Source organism: Sphingopyxis sp. P1IMeth2, assembly GCF_900185685.1.
Classification (GTDB): Bacteria; Pseudomonadota; Alphaproteobacteria; order Sphingomonadales; family Sphingomonadaceae; genus Sphingopyxis; species Sphingopyxis terrae_A.
Genome location: NZ_FYAT01000011.1, coordinates 1 through 854 on the forward strand (window position 1 = coordinate 1; position 854 = coordinate 854).

Consider the following 854-nt stretch of genomic DNA (forward strand, 5'->3'; position numbering starts at 1 on the left):
TAGGCCGTGTTGACAAAAGGGATTCCCAAATCCTCCTCCTTCTGATTCAAGACTGCTTTTTGAGGATCAGTCATGGGTCGCGGGGATTTGTCGGATGCGGAGTGGGACCTGATTGGGCCGCTGCTGCCGCCTGAACGTGGTCGCTGGGCGCGGCCGTCGGGCGATAATCGTCGCTTTCTCAACGGCATGCTTCACGTGCTGCGGGTCGGCTGCCCTTGGCGCGACATGCACGAGCGCTACGGCAAGTGGAACTCGGTCTATGTCCGCTTCCGGCGCTGGGCCGAACAGGGTGTCTGGGATGCCCTGCTGCAAACGCTGGTCGATCTGGGTCTGACCGACGACTGGCAACATATGATCGACAGCACCAGCGTTCGCGGCCATGTTTCGGCAGCGGGCGGAAAAGGGGGGCTTGTGCGAACGCTCTTGGTCGATCACGCGGCGGCTTTACGAGCAAAATCCACGCCCGCTGCGACAATCAAGGACTGCCTGTCGGCTTCATCCTGACCGGCGGCGAGGCTTCTGATTACACCGCTGCCGAACCGCTGATGGCGATCCCCGTCGCCACACCCAAGGCGCTGCTCGCGGACAAGGGCTATGATGGTGATCGCTTCCGGGAAAGCCTGCTGACCCGGGGCATCCTGCCGATCATCCCGCCCCGCTCGAACCGCAAGGTGCCAGAGCATCCCGACTATCGCCGTTACAAGGACCGCAACCGCGTCGAGCGCATGTTCGGAAAGCTCAAACAGCAACGACGCATCGCCACTCGATATGACAAAACCCTTCTCTCGTTCGAGAGCTTCCTAAACCTCGCCGCCACGCGGCTATGGCTGAAGTCTTTTGTCAACGCGGCCTAG

1 pseudogene is annotated in these 854 nt (G+C 61.2%); it reads left to right on the forward strand.

The features are described from left to right. The first annotated feature begins 72 nt into the window (after positions 1 to 72). A pseudogene (locus P1IM2_RS06840) lies at positions 73 to 854 on the forward strand (IS5 family transposase).